The 15155-nt window shown below is 72.2% G+C and carries 20 protein-coding genes; 6 read left to right on the top strand and 14 right to left on the bottom strand.

Features of this window, described 5'->3' with window-relative positions:
* The first annotated feature begins 56 nt into the window (after nucleotides 1-56).
* Both ACQP2F_RS24085 and ACQP2F_RS24080 read left to right on the top strand, forming a co-directional pair.
* Nucleotides 57-2339 (top strand): putative bifunctional diguanylate cyclase/phosphodiesterase, encoded by a 2283-nt coding sequence (locus ACQP2F_RS24085; RefSeq protein ID WP_433290896.1) that lies wholly within the window; start codon nucleotides 57-59, stop codon nucleotides 2337-2339.
* Nucleotides 2340-2498: 159 nt separating this feature from the next.
* The gene (locus ACQP2F_RS24080) at nucleotides 2499-2948 is read left to right on the top strand and encodes a GNAT family N-acetyltransferase (protein WP_433290894.1); all 450 of its coding nucleotides are present in this window, start codon (nucleotides 2499-2501) and stop codon (nucleotides 2946-2948) included.
* Nucleotides 2949-3005: 57 nt separating this feature from the next.
* On the opposite strand, the gene ACQP2F_RS24075 is transcribed toward ACQP2F_RS24080, so the two are convergent.
* The 7 genes from ACQP2F_RS24075 to ACQP2F_RS24045 form a co-directional block, all read right to left on the bottom strand.
* Nucleotides 3006-3356, bottom strand: a complete 351-nt coding sequence (locus ACQP2F_RS24075) for a hypothetical protein (RefSeq protein WP_433290892.1) — start codon at nucleotides 3354-3356, stop codon at nucleotides 3006-3008.
* On the bottom strand, nucleotides 3353-3808 hold the full coding sequence (locus ACQP2F_RS24070; protein ID WP_433290890.1) for a hypothetical protein: 456 nt from the start codon (nucleotides 3806-3808) through the stop codon (nucleotides 3353-3355). The genes ACQP2F_RS24075 and ACQP2F_RS24070 overlap by 4 nt, the downstream gene beginning before the upstream one ends.
* Before the next feature lie 131 nt (nucleotides 3809-3939).
* Nucleotides 3940-4734: a DinB family protein gene (locus ACQP2F_RS24065; RefSeq protein ID WP_433290888.1), complete on the bottom strand. Its 795-nt coding sequence runs from the start codon at nucleotides 4732-4734 to the stop codon at nucleotides 3940-3942.
* A 33-nt stretch (nucleotides 4735-4767) separates the two neighbouring features.
* Complete coding sequence (locus ACQP2F_RS24060; RefSeq protein ID WP_433290886.1) at nucleotides 4768-5208, bottom strand: SRPBCC family protein; 441 nt, start codon at nucleotides 5206-5208, stop codon at nucleotides 4768-4770.
* A 12-nt stretch (nucleotides 5209-5220) separates the two neighbouring features.
* Complete coding sequence (locus ACQP2F_RS24055) at nucleotides 5221-5550, bottom strand: ArsR/SmtB family transcription factor (RefSeq protein ID WP_433290884.1); 330 nt, start codon at nucleotides 5548-5550, stop codon at nucleotides 5221-5223.
* The gene (locus tag ACQP2F_RS24050; protein WP_433290882.1) at nucleotides 5550-5993 is read right to left on the bottom strand and encodes an SRPBCC domain-containing protein; all 444 of its coding nucleotides are present in this window, start codon (nucleotides 5991-5993) and stop codon (nucleotides 5550-5552) included. The genes ACQP2F_RS24055 and ACQP2F_RS24050 overlap by 1 nt, the downstream gene beginning before the upstream one ends.
* Before the next feature lie 101 nt (nucleotides 5994-6094).
* The gene (locus ACQP2F_RS24045) at nucleotides 6095-6310 is read right to left on the bottom strand and encodes a hypothetical protein (protein ID WP_433290880.1); all 216 of its coding nucleotides are present in this window, start codon (nucleotides 6308-6310) and stop codon (nucleotides 6095-6097) included.
* Between the two features lie 349 nt (nucleotides 6311-6659).
* On the opposite strand from ACQP2F_RS24045, the gene ACQP2F_RS24040 reads away from it, so the two are divergent.
* Complete coding sequence (locus ACQP2F_RS24040) at nucleotides 6660-7625, top strand: tyrosine-type recombinase/integrase (RefSeq protein WP_433290878.1); 966 nt, start codon at nucleotides 6660-6662, stop codon at nucleotides 7623-7625.
* Nucleotides 7626-7638: 13 nt separating this feature from the next.
* On the opposite strand, the gene ACQP2F_RS24035 is transcribed toward ACQP2F_RS24040, so the two are convergent.
* Both ACQP2F_RS24035 and ACQP2F_RS24030 read right to left on the bottom strand, forming a co-directional pair.
* Complete coding sequence (locus ACQP2F_RS24035) at nucleotides 7639-8058, bottom strand: organic hydroperoxide resistance protein (RefSeq protein WP_433290876.1); 420 nt, start codon at nucleotides 8056-8058, stop codon at nucleotides 7639-7641.
* 9 nt (nucleotides 8059-8067) lie between these two features.
* On the bottom strand, nucleotides 8068-8493 hold the full coding sequence (locus tag ACQP2F_RS24030; RefSeq protein WP_433290874.1) for a MarR family winged helix-turn-helix transcriptional regulator: 426 nt from the start codon (nucleotides 8491-8493) through the stop codon (nucleotides 8068-8070).
* Nucleotides 8494-8562: 69 nt separating this feature from the next.
* Here ACQP2F_RS24030 and ACQP2F_RS24025 point away from each other — a divergent pair, with 69 nt between their 5' ends.
* Nucleotides 8563-9078 (top strand): GNAT family N-acetyltransferase, encoded by a 516-nt coding sequence (locus ACQP2F_RS24025; protein WP_433290872.1) that lies wholly within the window; start codon nucleotides 8563-8565, stop codon nucleotides 9076-9078.
* Here the strand turns inward: ACQP2F_RS24025 and ACQP2F_RS24020 are convergent.
* Nucleotides 9005-9820, bottom strand: coding sequence for an endonuclease/exonuclease/phosphatase family protein (locus ACQP2F_RS24020; protein WP_433290870.1), 816 nt, complete (start codon nucleotides 9818-9820; stop codon nucleotides 9005-9007). The genes ACQP2F_RS24025 and ACQP2F_RS24020 overlap by 74 nt on opposite strands.
* Before the next feature lie 137 nt (nucleotides 9821-9957).
* On the opposite strand from ACQP2F_RS24020, the gene ACQP2F_RS24015 reads away from it, so the two are divergent.
* Both ACQP2F_RS24015 and ACQP2F_RS24010 read left to right on the top strand, forming a co-directional pair.
* Nucleotides 9958-10413 carry a heme-degrading domain-containing protein gene (locus tag ACQP2F_RS24015; protein ID WP_433290868.1) on the top strand — a complete coding sequence of 152 codons (456 nt, stop codon included), beginning with the start codon at nucleotides 9958-9960 and terminating at the stop codon, nucleotides 10411-10413.
* Nucleotides 10414-10454: 41 nt separating this feature from the next.
* On the top strand, nucleotides 10455-11432 hold the full coding sequence (locus ACQP2F_RS24010) for an NAD-dependent epimerase/dehydratase family protein (RefSeq protein ID WP_433290866.1): 978 nt from the start codon (nucleotides 10455-10457) through the stop codon (nucleotides 11430-11432).
* A gap of 40 nt (nucleotides 11433-11472) precedes the next feature.
* Here the strand turns inward: ACQP2F_RS24010 and ACQP2F_RS24005 are convergent, their stop codons facing one another.
* The 4 genes from ACQP2F_RS24005 to ACQP2F_RS23990 all read right to left on the bottom strand — a co-directional run bounded on the left by ACQP2F_RS24005 (nucleotide 11473) and on the right by ACQP2F_RS23990 (nucleotide 15135).
* Nucleotides 11473-12444, bottom strand: a complete 972-nt coding sequence (locus tag ACQP2F_RS24005; RefSeq protein WP_433290864.1) for a threonine/serine dehydratase — start codon at nucleotides 12442-12444, stop codon at nucleotides 11473-11475.
* A 9-nt stretch (nucleotides 12445-12453) separates the two neighbouring features.
* Complete coding sequence (locus ACQP2F_RS24000; protein ID WP_433290862.1) at nucleotides 12454-13311, bottom strand: sigma-70 family RNA polymerase sigma factor; 858 nt, start codon at nucleotides 13309-13311, stop codon at nucleotides 12454-12456.
* 103 nt (nucleotides 13312-13414) lie between these two features.
* Nucleotides 13415-14026: a response regulator gene (locus ACQP2F_RS23995; protein WP_433290860.1), complete on the bottom strand. Its 612-nt coding sequence runs from the start codon at nucleotides 14024-14026 to the stop codon at nucleotides 13415-13417.
* A complete protein-coding gene (locus ACQP2F_RS23990; protein WP_433290858.1) occupies nucleotides 14023-15135 on the bottom strand; it encodes a histidine kinase in 1113 nt (370 codons plus the stop codon). The genes ACQP2F_RS23995 and ACQP2F_RS23990 overlap by 4 nt, the downstream gene beginning before the upstream one ends.
* Nucleotides 15136-15155: the final 20 nt, after the last annotated feature.

Below are 15155 nucleotides of genomic sequence, written 5' to 3'. Positions count from 1 at the left end.
GCGCCGCCCCGCCGATCAGGCCAGCACTGATGTACGAAAGGCGGGAGTTGGGGTTCATGACGTACGGGATGCTGCGGCGAAACGCGCCCGTCGCCGCCGCAATGGGCGTGGCGGCGTTCGCGGTCGTCGTGTTCGCCGTCAACCTCGCCGCCCCGCACGGACCGGCCGCCCTGCTGTGGATCGCCGCGCCCGTCGCCGCCGCCATCCCCGCTGTCACCGCCACCCGGTTCGCCCGCATGCCGGCCCTGACGCCGGCCAGCCGCCGCTTCTGGCGGCACCTGGCCGCGACCTGCGCCCTGATGTGCCTCGGCGCCACCCTCAACGCCCGCGACGCACTGCTCGCCGACACGCCCACCCAGGACATGTCGCTGCCGACCGTCCTCGCGTACGCCGCCGCGGTCCTGGTGTTGCTCTGGAGTCTGGGCCGCCTGCCACTCGGCGTCACCGGACGGCGCGACCTGCTGCGCGTCAGCCTCGACGCCGGCACCGTGCTGGTCGGCGTCGCCGTGTTCATGTGGCACTTCCAGGCCCACCCCATGCTCGACAAGACCGGCTACCACACCACGCCGCTCCTGATGGTCACCATCACCGGCCTGCTCGAGCAGCTGACCGTCTTCGCCATCGTCAAGGTCACCCTCGCCGGCCGCGCCCACATCGCCCGCCGCTCCCTGCAACTGTTCGCCGTGGGGCTGCTCGCCGGCGGCTGCAGCAGCATCGTCCAGCAGTTCATCATCGGCCGCCCCGACCTGAACATCGCCCAGGTCGTCATCCCGGTCGTGATGATCAGCGCCACCGCCGGCATCGAACACCAGCGCCGCGTCACCGCCGCCGGCGAACCCCCGCGCATCGCCACCAACCGACCGTTCAGCCGCATGCCGTACCTGGCCATCGCCGGCATCGACACCCTGCTGCTGATCTGCATCCGCACCGGCGACCGCGACACCCTCGTCGTCGCCGTCGCCGCCGTCGCCCTCACCGGCCTGGTCGTCTGGCGGCAGGTCGCCGCGTTCCGGGAGAACGCCCACCTGCTCGACCGGCTCGACCACTCCGCCACCCACGACGCGCTCACCGGCCTGCCCAACCGGGCCCTGTTCCACGACCGGCTCGCCGCCGCCCTCGACCCGGCCCGCCCCGGCCGCCCGGTCAGCGTCGCCCTCATCGACCTCGACGACTTCAAGACCGTCAACGACACCCTCGGCCACGGCGCCGGCGACGCGCTGCTCATCGCGGTGGCCGCCCGCCTGTCCGCCGCCGTACGCCCCGGCGACACCGTCGCCCGCCTCGGCGGCGACGAGTTCGTCGTCCTGCTCGACAACGTCACCGGCGCCGACGCCGAGAACACCGCCCGCCGCATGATCGCCGCCCTCGCCGAACCCGTCCTCGCCGACGGCCACGACCTGCTCGTGCGGGCCAGCATCGGCATCGCCACCGGCCGAGGCGGCGACCACGGCGCCGACCTGCTGCGCCGCGCCGACATCGCCATGTACGCCGCCAAGAACGTCAGCGGCAGCGCCTACCAGCACTACCGGGCCGGCATGGCCAACGCCGTCGCCGACACCGCCGCCACCGGCGCCCAGCTGCAACGCGCCCTCGCCGACGAGCAGCTCTACCTGGAATACCAGCCGATCGTGCACCTCGCCGACGGCCGCCTGCGCGGCGTCGAGGCCCTGGTCCGCTGGGCCCACCCCACCCGCGGCGTCATCCCGCCCGCCGACTTCATCCCGGTCGCCGAACGCACCGGCCTGATCGTCCCGCTCGGCGACTGGGTGCTGCGCACCGCCTGCGCCCAGCTGACCGACTGGACCCTGCGGTACGGCACCGACGCACCCGGCATCCTCAACGTCAACGTGACCGCCCGCCAGCTGTCCGACCCCGGCTTCGCCGACCGTGTCGCCGCCACCCTGAGCGAGACCGGCGTCGCGGCCACCCGCCTCACCCTGGAGATCACCGAAACCACCGCCGTCGAGCTCAACGCCGGCTCCGCGGTCGCCACCCTGCACACCCTGCGAGAGATGGGCGTACGGATCGCCCTCGACGACTTCGGCACCGGCCAGTCGACCCTCACCCTGCTGCACGAGCTACCCGTCGACCAGCTCAAGCTCGACCGCTCCTTCACCCAGGGCACCACCAGCGGCCAGCGCGACACCATGCCCGCCGCGGTGATCGCCCTGGCCCGCGCGGTCGACCTCGACATCGTCGCCGAGGGCGTGGAGACCGCCGACCAGGCCACCCGCCTCACCGCGCTCGGTTACCACCACGCCCAGGGCTACCACTTCGCCCGGCCGCTGAGCGCCGACCAGCTCACCGGAATGCTCGCCACCCCCGCCCTGCAGACCTGAACGGGAGCGCCCGCCCGGTCGCCGCCCGGCTCTGCTCACCCATACGCGCCACGGACCGCTCGCCTCGCGAACCCGGGGGAGCGGCCGGCGCGCGGGCTTGACTCTCCTCCTGGGGGAGAGTCAAGCATGGACCCCAGCCGAACGGAGGGGAAGAAGGCAGTGACCGACGTACGCCTGCGAGACGTCGAGGACGGCGACCTCGACGCGTTCTACCGCCACCAGGCCGATCCCGAGGCCGCCCAGATGGCCGCCTTTCCCGCCCGCGACCGCGACACCTTCGACGCCCACTGGTCCAAGATCCGCGCCGACGGCAGCGTCACCATCCGCACCGTCGAAGCCGACGGCCAGGTCGCCGGCAACATCGGCAGCTGGACCGCCGACGGCCGCCGCCTGGTCGGCTACAGCTTCGGCCGCGAGCACTGGGGGAGAGGCATAGCCACCGCGGCCCTGACCCAGCTCCTCACCGAGATCCCGGCCCGCCCGATCTACGCCTACGTCGCCGCCCACAACGCCGGCTCCATCCGCGTGCTCAGCAAATGCGGGTTCCGCCCCGAGACGAAACAGACCGGCCCCGACGGAGTGGAGGAATACGTATACGTCCTCACCTGAACCCGGCGACCGCCCACCACACATGTCCGGCAGCCGACGAGATGATTGCGGTGACCGTCAGCGCAGGGTACGCAGCATCGCCGCCGAGATGCCGCACCGGCGGGCATCCGCGTCGGCGCGCAGCGGAGACAACCCGTCCGGCCCGGCCGTGTCCAGCGCCGTCACCAGTGCCGGATTGTTCGCTACGAGCCGTCGGTACCTGTCGATCACGTCCGTGCACGGCGCACCCACCGGCGACGACGCCGACGAAGCGGCCACCGGTGTGGCGGAGACCGACGCTGCCGGCGCCCGCGCGGCATCGCCCGCGTCCGGCTTCCCGGCGGTCGCGAGCACCCCGAACAGGCCCAGCATCGCCGCCAGCAACTGGGCGATTCCGGCGATCACCCCGACCCGCACCTCGGTGCTCATCTCCCCGCCTCGACCGTTTCCGCCTCGACAACGCTCAGCGCCTCGTCGAGCCGGGCGGCAACCGGGCCGAGATCGTTGTCGAGGGCCACCGACCGCAGCCGCTGCGCCGCCGCGATCAGCTCGGAGCCCGCCGGGGAGCCGCCCTCCGCCCCGCCGTCGTCCAGCCGCTGCGCGATCGACTCGGCGGTGGCCGCGAACGTCCACCGCCGCACCATCAACCGAGCCACGACGATCGTCGCCGCGACCCCGGACACCACGGCGACCCCGGTCGCCACCCACCACCCGGCGGCGGCGTCGCCGACCCTCAGCAGCACCACGATCGCGGTGACGGTGACCGCGATCCCGATCGCATCGAGCGCGGCCACCGTGGCGACCTGTTCGGGCCGGGCCGGGGCCGACGGGGACGAGCGGCGACCGCGCGACGCCGCCTTCCGTACCGTCGCCTGCTGCACGGGCGACTGCCTTTGGGTGGTGTCGCCGTTCACGGGTGAGGAATTACCGGCCATGGCTATCGTCCTCCCACCGCCGAGGATGCGACCAAGCCCGTGACTCCAGAACCCACCAGGCGAAGATCTGACACCGCCTACTTCGACGCCGCCTCCAGAACCGCCAGGTCCCGCTCGGCGAACGTCCGATGCCACCACTCCTCGTTGCACACGATCTCTAGACACTTACGCACCGGGAAACTCTTCGCCGGCGGCCAGCCCGGCCCCGCCACCGGCGTCGTCATCCCGTTCAGCTCGTCGTCGGTCAGCGTCGACAGATAGGCACGCACCCGCTCGAACCGGTCGGACCGCAACGCCAGCGCCTGCGCCAACGACGGCCGCGCCGACCGGTCGCGGGGGACACCCGGCGTGTCCTCCATCTCGTCCCACGGCAGGCTCAGCGCATCCCACGGCGCCGGGTCGCCCTGGATCGCCCGCAACACCCACGACTCCGTCGCGAACGACAGGTGCCGCAACGTCTCGATGAACGACCACTCGCCGTCCACCGACTCGTGCAACAACGCCGGATCCAGCCGCGACGCCCGCTCCACCGTGCCCGCCCACAGCCGGCCGAGCGTCGCCCACGCCTCCCGGAACCCGGCCGCATCCGCCGGTTTCATCTTCACCAGATCGGGATGCCGGCGCTCCAGCTCCGCCCGGATCAGCGGACCCACCTCGATCCCGTTGATCGTCACCCGGCCGACCTCGCCGCTGATGTCGACGTCATCGAGCATCCCGCCGCGCAGCCGCACGCCGACCAGGTCGACGCCGCGCATGTCGGCGTCCTTGAACTCCACGTTGCGGAATTGGGCCCCGGTGATCTCGACCCGCTCGAACACCGGGGCGGACAGTGTGGTCCGCTCGAAGCGGGCCCCGACGATGTCATCAGCCATGCCGGGACCCTAGCGACCACCTACGACAATTTTTCAGTGCCAGTCGCTGATCTGCACGTCCCGCGGATCCGGCGACCCCGCACCCGTCTCGACCAGCTCCTTGAGACTCATCAGATAGGTCGCCCACTTCGTCGAGCAGTGGTACATGAACTCCACCGGCTCCCGCCAGCCCTCATGCCGGAACAGCACGATCGTCCACTCACCCTCGCGACGCAGCTCCCACCGCACGAACGTGCCGATCCACTCCTCGGGACCGTCCACCACCTCCCAGCGCACCAGCCGCCCCGGCTCCAGCTCGACCACCTTCATGTCGAACCCGCCCGGCCGGAACCGGAACTCGATCACCCCGCCCGGCGCGACCGAACCACTGGTCTTCTCCGTCCACCAGCCGGACAACCCGTCCAGCGTCGTCAACGCCTCGTACACACGCTCCGGCTCGGCGACGACACCGATCCGATGAAGAATGTCGGCCATGACCCGTACCCCCTAGGAATTGGTCTTGCGCTCGATCGCCTCGGCGATCCGCCTGATCCGCTGAAGCCGCGCGTCCCACGCCGCCCCCACGTCCGCCATCTGCGTCACCGCCCGCTCCAGTTGTGCGAGATCGACGCGATACTGCTTCTCCCGGCCGGCCGGCGTCGCGTGCACCAGACCCACCCGGTCCAGCACCACCAGATGCTTGGTCACCGCCTGCCGCGTCACCGGCAGATGCTCCGACAGGCTCGTCGCCGTCCCACCGCCGTCGCTCAGCAGCAGGTCGAGCATCCGCCGCCGGGTCGGATCACCGACCGCCGACCACAAGTCGTCGTCGACCATCACGCGTTGCGCACCTTCACCGCATAGGCCGGCAGCCGCGGAATGAACACGTCCCAGCCGGACACGTGGTCCATGTACTCGGCCGCGACCTTCGCCTCGTCCCAGCCGCGCTCCCGGAAACCGGACTCCGTCATCTTCAGCCGCGTCCCCCCGGCGAACGGCTCGAGCTCGAACACCACCAGGAACGAGTTGCCCTCGGCGGCCTGCTCACCCTCCGCGTGCGTCCAGCGAAACGAAAACCGCTCAGGAGGTACGGCATCCACGACCGTGAACCGGACCCAGTTGCCCCCGAACGCGATCCGCCCGTCACCACCGGCCACCACCGGGTACTCGGCCTCGTCGGGCCACCACTCGCGCAGATGCTCCGGACTGCTGACCACATCGAAGACGACCTCGGGGGAGGCCGCGATGTGAATTTCCCGCTCCAGCGTGCCGAACTCCATGCCCTGCCACCTTTCGCAACCATCGGTTGCACATCAAGGTAGTCCGGCACTCAGCAATACGCAACCATTAGTTGCACGACGGTGCGGGGAGGACGCCGGAGTCACCAGTCCAGACCCACCCGCCACTCGCTGCGGGGGATCACCGCATACCGCTCACCGTCCCGCGGTGCCCGGCCCAGCGCATCCTCGACGGCCTGCGCCCGGCCACGGCGAGCGGGCAGACCGGGCCGCCGGGCCACCTCGCCGATAAGTTGCCAGGTGCCGGCGGCCGTCTCCTGGAACACGACGTACGCCGCACGCGAACTCGGCTCGGACATGCCCACATCCTCGCGCGTCCAGCCGAGAATTTCTCAGGTCGATAATTTACATTATGTAAAGTTGCCGGTGGCGTCCGGCCGGAAGAGGAGCGGCAAGCCCGCAGAGGCCCCTGCAGCCATGCGCGAATTCCTGAGAGGTACCCGCTCACCGAATCGGCGTCCCGCAGGAGCCGGCGTCGCACGGGATCACTCGCGAGAGACCCGATCTGCACCGGCGCACGCGACCGGGCGGCAGCGCCGCAGCACGCCTCAGCACGCCTCAGGCGGCCACGATCAACATCTTCGCCCCTGCGGAACCCGCCACCGCCCAACCCGCCCAAAAACCCCTAAATGCTGCATAATATTCCTTATGCAGGACGAACAGGACGTACGCGTGGCGGGGCTGGTCGAGGAGTTCCTGGCGGCGCGGGCGACGCGCAAGCCGTCCGTGCACACGCTGCAGGCCTACCGGCGGGACCTCGGCGCCGTCCTCGCGCTGATCGGCGACGGCGACGGCGACGATGTTGTCACTCTGGGTGACCTCTCCCCTCGCTCGCTGCGGGCGGCGTTCGCGCGGTTCGCGGCAAGCCGGGCCCCGGCGTCGGTGGCGCGGGCCTGGTCGTCGTGGAACGCGTTCTTCACGTTTCTGGTGACCGAGCGGGTGCTGCCGGGCAATCCGATGTCGGGGGTCGACAAGCCGCGGCCGGCGCCGTACTCCCCCAAGCCGTTGCGGGGTGAGGACACGCCGGAGCAGTTGCTGTCGGCGGTGCGCAGCGCCGATGAGCGGCAGCGTGATCCGTGGCCGGAGCGGGATGTGGCGGTGCTGGCGCTGGCGTTGTGTGCGGGGTTGCGGCTGTCGGAGATGCTGGCGCTGCGGGTCGGGGATGTGCAGGGGCGGCCGGGTGAGCGGCGGGTGGAGGTGGCCGGTAAGGGTGGGCGGCCGCGGACGGTGCCGATCGAGCCGGAGCTGGATGGGGTGATCGAGCGGTATCAGGACAGCCGGCGGGTGCGGTTCGGGCGGGCGGGTCCGCGGGATGCGCTGCTGGTGGATCGGCGGGGTGCTCCGCTGCGCCGGGGTGGGCTGCAGTATCTGGTGGAGTCGTGTTACCGGCGGGCGGGGGTGACCGATCGGGTGCCGCGGGGTGCGCAGTTGCATGCGTTGCGGCATACGTTCGCGACGCGGCTGGCGGAGGACGGCGCGAACGCGTCGGAGATCATGCGGTTGCTGGGGCATGCGTCGTTGACGACGTCGCAGGGGTATATCGAGGTGACGGCGGAGCAGCAGCGCGCGGCGGTGCGGGCGAACCGCACCAACCGCGCGTTGCGAGGGCTGTAACTCACGCGAGAGCTCAGGCGAGGGTGAGGGTGACCTCGATGTTGCCGCGGGTGGCGTTGGAGTACGGGCAGAGCTGGTGTGCCTGCTCGAGCAGCCGGCGGGCGGTGGCTTGGTCGACGCTGGGGATCTCGGCTTCGATGGTGGCCTGCAGCTGGTAGCCGCCCTGGTCGTTGGGGCCGACGCCGATGTCGATGGTGACGGCGGTGTCGGTGAGGGTGATCTTGGAGAGCCGGGCGGCGGCCTTGAGGGCGCTGTGGAAGCAGGCGGCGTAGCCGGCGGCGAAGAGCTCTTCGGGGTTGGTGAGGGCTCCCCCGGGTCCGCCCATCTCCTTGGGTACGGCGAGGTCGAAGTCGAGGACGCCGTCGGCGGAGCGGACGTGGCCGTTGCGGCCGTCTCCGGTGGCGGTGGCGGAGGCGGTGTAGAGGGCTTCCATGGTGGCCTTTCAGTCGGAGCCGGCGCGGATGCGGCCGAGCAGGGTGTGCAGCTGGTGGAACTCGTCGAGGGTGAGGCCGGCGGCGCAGGCGATCTGTGCCGGTACGCCGGCGAGGTCTTCTTCGAGGTGGCGGCCGGCGGGGGTCAGGTGGATGACGACGGTGCGCTCGTCGGTGGTGCCGCGTTCGCGGCGCAGGTGGCCGGCCGTTTCGAGGCGTTTGAGCAGGGGTGAGAGGGTGCCGGAGTCGAGCCGGAGCGCGGCGCCGAGGTCACGGACGGTGATGGGGCTGCGGTGCCAGAGGACGCGCATGACGAGGTATTGGGGATAGGTGAGGCCGGCCTCGTCGAGTAACGGCCGGTAAAGGGCGGTCATGGCGCGGCTGGCGGCGTAGAGCTCGAAGCAGATCATCTGTTCGAGTCCGGTGGTGGCCTCCATGCCGTGAATCATTGCGCACAATTGAGTTGTGCACAACCAACGTGGCGATGATCACCACTCTGTGTGATCATGCCTGGCGTGCCGGAGATTCGTTTTGTGAAGCTCTCCCCCGCGGCGTTGTCGGCCCTGATCGACGGTGATCTGGCGGCGGCGAGCGCGGCGGCGGGCGTGGCCCTGACGCCCTACCTGGTGGACGAGCGCTGGCTGTGGGAGATCCGTCTCGAGCAGATCCAGCGGGACCCGCAGAGCGCCGACTGGATCGCGCGGGCAGCGGTGGCCGAGCCCGAGGGGGTGGTGGTCGGGCACGGCGGCTTCCACGGGCCGCCGGACGCGGACGGGATCGTCGAGGTGGCCTACTCGGTGGATCCGCGGCACCGGCGCCACGGCTACGCGAAGGCGATGCTGCGGGCGCTGCTCGCGCGCGCCGACGCCGATCCGGCGGTGTCGGCGGTACGCGCGAGCATCCGCCCCGACAACGTGGGCTCGCGGGCGACGATCGCCGGGTTCGGGTTCAGGAAGATCGGTGAGCAGTGGGACCCGGAGGACGGCCTGGAGGACGTCTATCTGCGTCCAGCTGCACGATGAGCGGCCGGTGGTCGGAGACGGCCGGGTGCGGGGTGGCGACCTGGACGACCCGGCCGACGTCGAAGCGGGGGTCCGTCAGGATGTGGTCGAGCTGGGCGCGCGGTGACGGGCTGGGGAACGTGGGTGCCTTGGCCAGCGACCGCCAGCCGGTGACGGCGCGGACCGGTCCGGCCGGCATGTTCAGGTCGCCGAGCAGGATGCGGGGGCCGGGCAGGGCGCGCAGGGCCCGTACGGCGTGGCGCAGCTGCCGCAGGTTCCAGCCGGGCACGAAGGACAGGTGGGTGGTGGCGACCGTCAGCGGGCCGCCCGGGGTGTCGAGGACGGCGGCGAGCAGCACCCGGGGCTCGTCCTTGAGCATGCGCAGCCCGTCGCCGGTGTAGACCGGTGAGCGGATCGGCGCGGCGGGCAGGGCGGTGATCTGCCAGCGGATCACCGGGTAGCGGCTGACCAGGGCGATGCCGTAGAGCGGATGGGCGTTGTCGTCGGCCGAGCGCCACGGGTGCCAGGTCTCGCCCGGCGTGCCGACAACGGCGGCCGCGAACCGGTGGGTGGGCGCGCCGAGGGCCTCGGCGGCGATGGCGGTGAGGTCGAGCAGGCCGCTGCGGGGCTGGGCCCGGTCGACCTCCTGCAGGCCGAGGATGTCGGCGTCGAGGTCGGCGACGGCGTCACGGACGCGGTCGGCGTGTACCGTGCCGTCGGACAGTGACCGGCCGTGCAGCAGGTTGAAGGTGGCCAGGCGCACGAGTACCGACCCTAGCGGAAGGGGTGATCCGGCGATGGTCGCCAAGTTGCTGTGCTGCTCGGCGTTGATCTTCGTGGCGGGGGCGATGCTGGGGCTCTGGCTGCAGAAGGTCCGCAAGCCCAGGGAATGATGGGCCGATGGATCTGATCAACGAGCTGGAGCGTCAGGAGCAGGACCTCGTCCTCGACCGCTTCGACAACCAGGACGCGTGGCGGCTGGGCTCGCTGCTGTGGGAGCTGGCCGGCGACCGGCCGGTCGCGATCGACATCCGCCGGGGCACGCAGCAGGTGTTCCACGCGGCCAAGAACGGCGCGGTGGCCGACAACGACCGGTGGATCGAGCGCAAGGTGCGGGTGGTCGAGCGGTTCGGCGCGTCGTCGTATCTGGTCGGGCGGCGGCTGGCGGCGAAGAACCAGGAGCTGAACGCGGGGATGGGACTGGACCCGGCCGGCTATGCCGCCCACGGTGGTGCCTTCCCGATCAGGATCCGGAATGTCGGAGTAGTCGCCGTCGCGACGGTGTCCGGACTGCCGCAGGCCGACGACCACGCCCTCGTCGTCGAGGCCCTCACGAGGTTCTGCTCTGAGCAATAAAACCTTCCGCCGCGGCAACGCATCGGGCATCCTCGATCGCCATGAAACTGCTGATTCTGGGCGGCTCGGGATTCGTCGGGCGGGCGGTCGCCGAGGAGGCGGTCGCCCGCGGCGACGACGTCACGGTGCTCAACCGCGGCCGGCGCGACGCGGTGCCGGGAGTGCGGGTGCTGATCGGCGACCGGCTCGCCCCCGACGGACTGGCCGCGCTGGGCACGGGCGAGAGCTGGGACGCGGTCGTCGACACCTGGTCGGCCGGCGCGGGGGCGGTGAGCCGGGCGGCGCGCTCGCTGTCGGGCCGGGCGGGGCATCTCACGTACGTCTCGAGCCGCTCGGTCTATCGCTGGCACACGCCGCCGCCGCTCACCGAGAGCGCACCGCTGGCCGACCCGAAGGAACCGGGCTACGCCGGCGACAAGGTCCGCGGCGAGCTGGCGGCGGCCACCTTCGACGGGCCGGTGCTGATGGCCCGCGCCGGGCTGATCCTCGGCCCCGGCGAGGACGTGGGCCGGCTGCCGTGGTGGCTCAACCGGCTCGCCCGCGGCGGGCCGACCCTGGCGCCGGGACCGCGGATCCTGCCGCTGCAGTACATCGACGCCCGCGACCTGGCGATCTTCATCCGGAACGCGGCGGTGGCGGGCCGGACCGGGCCGTTCAACGTGGTCAGCGAGTCCGGGCACACCACCATGGGCGAGCTGCTCGACATCGCCACCGAGGTCACCGGCCGGCGCGCCGAGCTGCGCTGGATCGCGCCGGCGGTGATCGAGGCGGCCGGCATCCAGCCGTGGGTCCAGCTGCCGATCTGGCTGCCGCCCGGCCCCGACCACGACTTCCTGCACCGCGGCGACGTGTCGAAGGCCCTCGCCGCCGGGCTGCGCTGCCGGCCGGTGTGGGACACGGTCGCCGACACCTGGGCCTGGCTGCGGTCGCGGGGCGGTCAGGCACCGCAGCGCACCGACCGCGACCAGGTCGGCCTCGACCCGGCCGTCGAGGCGAAGGTGCTCAGCGACCAGATGTAGGTGAGCGGGACAGTCGGCGTGGGACGGGCGGCGGGCCGGCTCAGGCGGCGAGCAGCGAGGCGAGCCGGGCGGCGCCCACGTTCCCGCCGGAGAGGATCACGCCGATCCGGGCCGGGACCGGGCTGAGCTTGCCGGCGAGCAGCGCGGCCAGCCCGGAGGCGCCGGACGGTTCGAGGACGGTCTTGAGCCGGTCGACGGCGAAGCGCAGCGCGTCGCGGATCTCGTCGTCGGTGACCAGCACGATGTCGTCGACCAGGCGCCGGTTGACCGAGAAGGTGAGCTCGCCGGGGGTCGGGGCGGCCTGCCCGTCGGCGATGGTGCGCGGCACCGGGATGGTGACCCGCTCCCCCGCGGCCAGCGAGCGCCGGGTGTCGTCGCCGGCGGCCGGCTCGACACCGATGACCGTGATGTGCGGCTGCAGGCCCTTGGCGGCGGTGGCGCTCCCGGCGATCAGCCCGCCGCCGCCGACGGGCACGACCAGCGCGTCCAGGTCGCCGGCGTCCTCCAGCAGCTCGAGCGCGGCGGTGCCCTGCCCGGCGATCACGTCCGGGTGCTCGTACGGCGGGATCAGCGCCAGGCCGCGCTCGGCGGCCAGCGCCTGACCGATCTGCTCCCGGTTCTCGGTGTACCGGTCGTAGGTGATGATCTCGGCGCCGTAGCCGGCGACCGCGTCGAGTTTGGCGGCCGGGGTGTCGGCCGGCATCACGATCACCGCGGTGCTGCCCACCTCGCGGGCGGCCAGCGCGACCGCCTGGGCGTGGTTGCCCGAGGAGTAGGCGGCGATGCCGCGGGCCAGCTGGTCGGGGGTGAGCCGGGCGATCGCGTTGTAGGCGCCGCGGAACTTGAACGCCCCGACCCGCTGCAGGTTCTCCGCCTTCAGGTACACCCGGGCGCCGACGAGGGCGTCGAGGGTGCGGGAGCGGAGCACGGGGGTGCGATGTGCCGCCCCCGCGATCCGCTGCGCCGCGTCCCGGATGTCCTGCAGTTCCACCACGCTCACCGAAGAGGTCACGCCGCGATATTAGGCAGCCTTGCGCAAGCCCTGCGCGTCGGTGGCCGACAGCCGGGTCGCCATGGTGCTGCGGGCGGCGATCTGCGCGGCGTAGACGGCGCGGCGGCGGGCGACGCAGCCGTCCTTGGCGGTGCCGGTCTCCTGCTGCTCCATGTGGGTGGCCAGGCCGTCCTTGAGCAGGGCGAGGGCCTCGGTGCGCAGCTGCGACACGCGGGACTCGGTGACGCCCAGCTCGGCGGCGACCTCGGCGAGCGGCCGCTCCTGCAGGAAGGAGGCCTCGACGACGAACCGCAGCCGCTCGGGCAGCACGGCGACCGCGTCGTGCAGGTAGCCGATGCGCTCGCGGTGCAGCAGCATCTCCTCCGGGTTCAGCGAGGACTCGGTGACCATGTCCTCGGCGGTGCCGGCGGCGAAGCCCTGCAGCGACAGCACGGCGGCGCGCTGCACGTCCTCGTCGACGGTGGCCAGCTCGCTGACCGCGACGCCGAGCAGCTCGGCCAGCTCGGTCGGGGTCGGGGTGCGGCCGAGCTTGGTGGTCAGCTCCTGCCGGGCGGTGTCGGCGCGGCGGGCGCGGGAGCGCACCGAGCGGGTGGCCCAGTCCATGCTGCGCAGCTCGTCGAGCAGGGCGCCGCGGACCCGGACGGCGGCGAACCGGCCGAACGGGATGCCGCGGGAGGAGTCGTACGCCCGGGCGGCCGTCACCAGCGCGGTGTAGCCGGCCGAGGCGAGGTCGTCGCGGTGCACGTGCGGCGGAACCTTGAACAGCATCTCGCGGACCATGTGGCCGACCAGAGCCATGTTCTCCCGGATGAGCGTCTCCTGCTCGACGGTGACGGAACGGGTGACGGTCTTCGTAGCGGCGCTCATGTGCGGTTCCCCCCTGTGTGGTTGCGGGGAGAACTTTTCGCGTCGCCGGGTGCAACGAACGGTCACTCACGGTTGCGGCCCGGTTGCATCGGGCCCGGTTATCTCAAGACAGCAGCCAGCCGTTGTCCAGGGCCAGCCGGACCGCCTCGGCCCGGGTGCGGGCCCCGGTCTTGCCGATCGCCGAGGACAGGTGGTTACGCACGGTGCCCTCGGACAGGCGCAGGTCGCGGGCGATGTCGGCGACCGTGCCGCCGTCGCGGGCGGCCCGCAGCACGTCGGTCTCACGTTCGGTCAGCGGCGACTCGCCCTGAGCCAGCGACTGGGCGGCCAGCTCGGGGTCGACCACCCGCAGCCCCTCGTGCACCCGGCGGACCGCGTCGGCCAGCTGCCGGGCCGGGGTGTCCTTGACGATGAACCCGGACGCGCCGGCCGCCATCGCCTGGCGCAGGTAGCCGGCCCGGCCGAACGTGGTGACCATCAGCACCTTCGTCTTGGGCAGGTGTTTGTGCAGCTCACGGGCGGCGGCGACGCCGTCGAGGCCGGGCATCTCGACATCGAGCAGGGCGACGTCGACGTCGTGGTCGCGGGCGGCGGCCAGCACCTCGTCGCCGCGGCCGACCTCGGCGACGACCTTCAGGTCGGCCTCCATGTCGAGCAGGGCGGCCATCGCGCCGCGGACCAGGGCCTGGTCGTCGGCGAGCAGCAGCTTGATCATGTGGGGACCTCCACCCGTACCCGGAATCCCGGCTGGTCGTCGCGGCGACCCACCGTCAGTTTCGCGCCCAGCGCCTCGGCCCGCCGGCGCAGCCCGGCCAGGCCCTGCCCGTCGTGCCCGCGCGCGGCCGCGGGACCCACCCCGTCGTCGACGATCTCCACACAGCCGGGGGTGATCACGACCGAGGCGTGCCGGGCCCGGCTGTGCCGCACGATGTTGGTGACCGCCTCCCGGATCGTCCAGGCGAACAGCTCCCGGTTGCGGCTGGGCACCTCGTCGGCCGCGCCCGGCAGGGTCGCCTCCACGTTCGCGGCGGCCAGAGCCGCCCGGGCGGCGGCGATCTCACCGGGCAGCGAGATGCCGCGCACCCCCATGGCGGTGGACCGCACATCGGCCAGCGCGTCGCGGGCCAGCCCCTCCAGATCGGCCAGCTCCTTGCGGGCCCGGTCGAGGTCGACGTCGAGCAGCCGCTGGGCGAGCTCGGCCTTGACGGTGACCACGGTCAGCGAGTGGCCGAGGATGTCGTGCAGGTCGGCGGCGATGCGGGCCCGCTCGTTCTGCACGGCCAGGTCGGCCAGCTCCTGCTGGGTGGCGGTGAGCCGGCGCTGCCGCTCGGCGGCGAGCCGGAAGCCCAGGGTGGCCAGCGAGCCGAGCAGCACGGCCAGGCCGTAGCCGTTGTCGTGCCAGCCCGGCACCAGCGCCGGCAGCGTCTCGGCGAAGGTGGTCAGGAACACCGCCAGCGCGATGCCCACCGGCAGCGGCAGCGCCACCATGCCGAACGCGGCGATGTACACCAGGCAGGACAGCGCGTGCGCTCCGGCGCCGGGGACGGTCAGCCCGAACAGGGCGAGCATGACCAGGATCCCGGCGGCGGCGCGCAGCACGTACCGGCGGGGCCGCACCGGCGAGTGCCGCACCGAGCTGGCCAGCCGCACCATCATCAGGTAGAAGATCCCGAACGCGACCAGGGCGACGATCCCGGCCGTGCGCCACAGCAGGTCCCGGTGCCCGGCCAGCGCCTGCAGCGGCTCGGCCAGGTAGAACAGCCACACGGCGGCGAACAGCCAGCCGAAGCGCCGGCCCCAGTCGCGCTCGGGGGTCTCCTCCATGGCCATGGACGCTATACCGG

Origin of the sequence: Actinoplanes sp. CA-030573 (genome assembly GCF_050951115.1) — a bacterium.
Lineage (GTDB): Bacteria > Actinomycetota > Actinomycetes > Mycobacteriales > Micromonosporaceae > Actinoplanes.
The sequence above is the reverse complement of the archived record's forward strand: the minus strand, read 5'-3'. Positions and strand labels throughout refer to the sequence as shown.